The sequence below is a fragment of the Aetokthonos hydrillicola CCALA 1050 genome, assembly GCF_017591665.1.
GTDB classification, from domain to species: Bacteria; Cyanobacteriota; Cyanobacteriia; order Cyanobacteriales; family Nostocaceae; genus Aetokthonos; species Aetokthonos hydrillicola.
In genome coordinates, this window is sequence record NZ_JAAKGC010000223.1 from 1 (window position 1) to 4,107 (window position 4,107).

Annotated in this window: 5 protein-coding genes and 1 pseudogene; all 6 read left to right on the plus strand. The window is 36.9% G+C overall.

The annotated features are described in order from the left end of the window. Nucleotides 1-614 (plus strand): annotated as a pseudogene (locus G4P69_RS35900) (AAA family ATPase); the annotation flags it as partial. A gap of 1 nt (nt 615) precedes the next feature. Next, complete coding sequence (locus tag G4P69_RS35905; RefSeq protein ID WP_208341122.1) at nt 616-1,044, plus strand: DUF7680 family protein; 429 nt, start codon at nt 616-618, stop codon at nt 1,042-1,044. A 109-nt stretch (nt 1,045-1,153) separates the two neighbouring features. Next, nucleotides 1,154-1,372, plus strand: coding sequence for a transferase hexapeptide repeat containing protein (locus tag G4P69_RS35910; protein ID WP_208341120.1), 219 nt, complete (start codon nt 1,154-1,156; stop codon nt 1,370-1,372). 137 nt (nt 1,373-1,509) lie between these two features. After that, entirely contained in the window at nt 1,510-1,800 is a 291-nt protein-coding gene (locus tag G4P69_RS35915) for a hypothetical protein (protein WP_208354692.1), read from the plus strand. Further along, complete coding sequence (locus G4P69_RS35920; protein WP_208341116.1) at nt 1,797-2,294, plus strand: PIN domain-containing protein; 498 nt, start codon at nt 1,797-1,799, stop codon at nt 2,292-2,294. The genes G4P69_RS35915 and G4P69_RS35920 overlap by 4 nt, the downstream gene beginning before the upstream one ends. Nucleotides 2,295-2,298: 4 nt before the next feature. After that, the coding region (locus G4P69_RS35925) for a DUF1156 domain-containing protein (RefSeq protein ID WP_208354693.1) at nt 2,299-4,107 on the plus strand (1,809 nt) is incomplete at its 3' end.

The following is a 4,107-nucleotide window of genomic DNA, read 5'->3' on the forward strand; positions in this document are numbered from 1 at the left end:
AGACGGCGATCGCCAAAACCACAACTTTCAAAATTGTAGCTGATTACGGCAATGGTGAAGTAGAGGAGACGGAAACTCTAGCGAAAATATTGGTTTATGGTACTGGAACACCCAGCACACCAAGCGCTGGCGAAGGTAGAGAAGGTTTCTCCAAGACTCCGTCTATATTTAAAGCTAAACCAGAAGTATTTGATTTAGAGGGAACACTCGATAGGGTGTTTAATGAATTAGGCGACCTGATCCTAGATAATCAAGTACAGGGTATCCAGTCATTAGAAATCTCTGTTGGACAGGTTATGGACTACCGCAAGTTGATGACAGCTTTCCCACTGATCAAGTTACCGTTAAAAATCGACCAAACAGCAACTATTACTGTTAATGAACAGTTCATCCGATTAGAGTACCAGGGACTTGTCAAAGGATTCCAGATTTTTCAGGGGGCTGTTAGCAATTTGTTAAGTAACCGAGATGTGAAAGCTGACGTGTTGCTGAAGCTAATATTTGAATTTTCATCTCCAGTACAACCAAATGGCGCAGAAATCAGTAATATCAAACAAGCCCTGAATCGTAATCCGGTTGACAGGGTGAATTTAACAGCTAAAGTAACGTACTGAGATGCAAGAGTTTCAATTACGAGTAGTTCCCACAGATAACAATAACTTTGCCCTGGAGTTGTATCAATGTGCTTATAAAAAAGCTGGAGAAAAAAAGCGTCCCTCTGCTAAGCGTATTGGGCGTTTAAAGGGTAATGCTTTAATTGAGGTGAAACAAGCAATTTATGATTCTTTGAAAGCGAATAATTATGATCCAAAAACTTTAAGTCATAATCGCCAAACTCCTTATGTTTTAAATGAGGAATCAGGGATAAATCTAGCGTTGCTGTTTCAGACTTTGCAACCGCTTTCTAAACTAGAACGTATTGCGAATATTGCTCAAGGTATTAGGGCTATGAGTTATGAGGAATCACACTATTGGTTCGCCAAGATTAGCAACGGTAAACGTAATCAAGCTTTGAAAGCGATTCGAGTATTGTTGGGTGATTAATTGACAGTTAACAGTTCTTCATAGAGAATTGGTGTTAAAGTGATTATATCTATTACTTATCAATTCCTAAACTAGCCATTGATAAATATCTCCTCTTCCAAATCAAGCCATGCTGGATGAAACCAATTTAGAACAACGTTTAGTAAATCTTGAACATACAGTAGCCAAACTCAAGCACCAGATATCGATAGCTACCTCCGCAAATAATTGGCTAGAAAAAGTCACAGGCTCTATTTCTGACGAACAAACTTTTTTGGAAATTTTAGAGTACGGTAAATCAATACGGTATGCTGATAAACTTGTTAACTCGAAATACTTGCGATTTTAACCAAGTGCCAGGTTTGATTACCGAAGATTGGACAATTGTAGGCTACTAACTTTTATAATGTCAACTTATATAAACTTTGGAAGAGGTTTCAGAGGGATCATCCCAAATTGTCATTCTATATCAAGAGGTAGAAATATATGAAAATTGACGTGCGTAGTGCTGTTATGGCGGCTAAAAAATATTTTGAAGATATACAGGATATGATAGGTAACTCTATCAATGATATCTTGCTTGAAGAAGTAGAATTGTCAGAAAATAAAAAGCTTTGGTATGTAACGTTAGGTTTTAGCCGACCTGCAGTTAAGAATGAAAGAACTCTTATTCCTGATGTTATTTCTTTAGCTGCTAGAAATGAACGGGAGTATAAAGTATTTACCGTAGATGCAGAAACAGGGGAAGTAAAATCGATGAAAATTCGTGAAGAATGAAAGATTTTATTCGCTCCTTGTTTCAAAATTACAAACAAAAAGGGATTTTAATTGACACAAATATTTTATTACTTTGGTTTGTTGGTACTGTAAATCGAAGTCGGATCTCACAATTTAATCGAACTGAAAAGTTTTTGCCGGAAGATTACGATTTGCTAGTGAGCATTTTGTCATATTTCTCAAAAATTGTTACCACTCCTAATGTGTTGACTGAAGTGAATAGTCTGATCAACCAGATTGGCGAACCAGAACGTTCTCAATGTTACTCTATACTTGCTCAGGCGATGACTGTATTAGATGAATTTTATATTAAAAGCGTAGATGCTGTTCAGCTAGATAATTTTACTAAATATGGTCTGACTGATTGTGGAATTGTAACTTTAGCAAAAAATAAATATTTAGTGCTTACAGATGATTTTAAATTAGCTAATTATTTACAAAAAGTAGGAATTGATACAATTAATTTTAATAATATTCGAACTTATGGTTGGTAATAAAATGAGTAATTCAAATGCTAAACGACCTGCTGTATTTATTGAAAAAATGATGCCTGTGCAAATACTGAATGAGCAGGTTAATTATGAACATGGAGGAAATCCATTTAAAGGATTACATCGCTGGTATTCGCGTAAGCCATTATCTTTTAGTCGCGCTAGTGTGTTGGCTTCTTTATTACCAGCAGATATCACAATGCAAGAATTTGAATATTTGCTGGGGTTAGTACCAGGAAAAGAGGTAAAGCTATATAAAACACCGCCTAATTCTGTACAAATTAAGAAGGTGCATGATTATTGCGAAAAGGTTTGGGGAACTCGTACACCAACTGTGTTAGATGCGTTTGCAGGTGGTGGAAGTATCCCGTTTGAAGCAGCGAGATATGGGTTAAACGTACTCGCTTCTGATTTAAATCCTGTAGCAGTGGTAACTATGAAAGCGGCGATGGAATATCCGCTAAAGTTTGGTTCAGATTTGCAGCACGATATTGATAAATGGGTAAAGTGGGTAGGGGATGAAGCTGAGAAAAGGTTAGCTGAATTTTTCCCATGTTTACCAGGGGAAAAAACTCAACATTATCTTTGGGCTCATACGGTTGTTTGTCCAAGTTGTGAGTCTGTTGTTCCGCTTAGTCCAAATTGGTGGTTAAGTCGGACTAGTAATTATGCGGGTAAAGGACAAGCTAGGAAAATTACTAGTGATTGGTATGCAGTAAAGCCAATTCCTAACCCTCAAAACAAGCGTGTTGATTTTGAATTAGTTAAGGGTAGGAAGGGTAAAGAGACAACAATTCAGACTGATTATGGTGAATATGATCCGGATCTAACAACTACTATGAGCAGAGGAATAGGCAAATGTCCTAATTGTAATTCTGTTATAGAAAATGAAATAATTTATGAACAAAGCCGAAGTGGATTTATGGGTTATCAGCTTTATGCTGTAGCTTATAGACAAGGACAAGACAATATAAATTTCAGATTACCCGAAGAAATAGATTTTGAAGGTATTGAAAAAGCAAAGGAATATTTAAATATAAATTTACTTAAATATCAGCAAATTGGAGTCATCCCAGAAGTTGAAATTCCTTATGGTCATCAGTTCGCTGAAAGAAGCTCTTTTTTACGCCAAGGAATTGATAGATGGGACAAAATATTTAATGACAGGCAACTTCTAACACTGATAACCTATGCAGAATTAGTTCAACAAGCAGAAAATTTGATTCTAAATGAATCTAGCCTAGAACAAGCGCAAGCAATTATACTATACCTAACTTTAACATTAGAAAAATGTGTAGATAAGAATTGTAGATTATCCCACTTAAATGCTTCTACTGGTACAGTAGAATCTGCTTTAGGGCAGCACTCTTTGAACTTAATGTGGAGCTTCCCAGAAAAAAGTGTCTGGGGATTACTATGGTTTTATGAAGGTTCAAGGACAAGTTCAGATTATTCCGACTTATGTAAACTTATCAATACTAAGTTTAGCTTAACTAGCCTTTCTCTTATTGAAAATAATGATTTCAATTCAATAACAATTGACGCAGCATCAGCAGATAATTTAACTCATATACCTGATAAGTCTGTAGACGTCATAGTAACAGACCCCCCATATTACGCCACCATCCAATACGCCGAACTCTCAGACTTTTTCTACGTCTGGCAAAAACGCACCCTAGGCGACATCTTCCCCGAACTATTCTACCTAGAACTCACCGACAAAGAACGCGAAGCCGTCGCCAACCCCTCCCGCTTCCGCAACATGGGAGTATCTCCAGAAGAACTCGCCAACCAAGACTATGAAGCAAAAATGGCG

Excerpts from the sequence above, each read along its gene's own strand:
- G4P69_RS35915 (WP_208354692.1), top strand. The coding sequence starts at position 1,510 with ATGAAAATTGACGTGCGTAGTGCTGTTATGGCGGCTAAAAAATATTTT.
- G4P69_RS35910 (WP_208341120.1), top strand. The coding sequence starts at position 1,154 with ATGCTGGATGAAACCAATTTAGAACAACGTTTAGTAAATCTTGAACAT.
- G4P69_RS35905 (WP_208341122.1), top strand. The coding sequence starts at position 616 with ATGCAAGAGTTTCAATTACGAGTAGTTCCCACAGATAACAATAACTTT.
- G4P69_RS35920 (WP_208341116.1), top strand. The coding sequence starts at position 1,797 with ATGAAAGATTTTATTCGCTCCTTGTTTCAAAATTACAAACAAAAAGGG.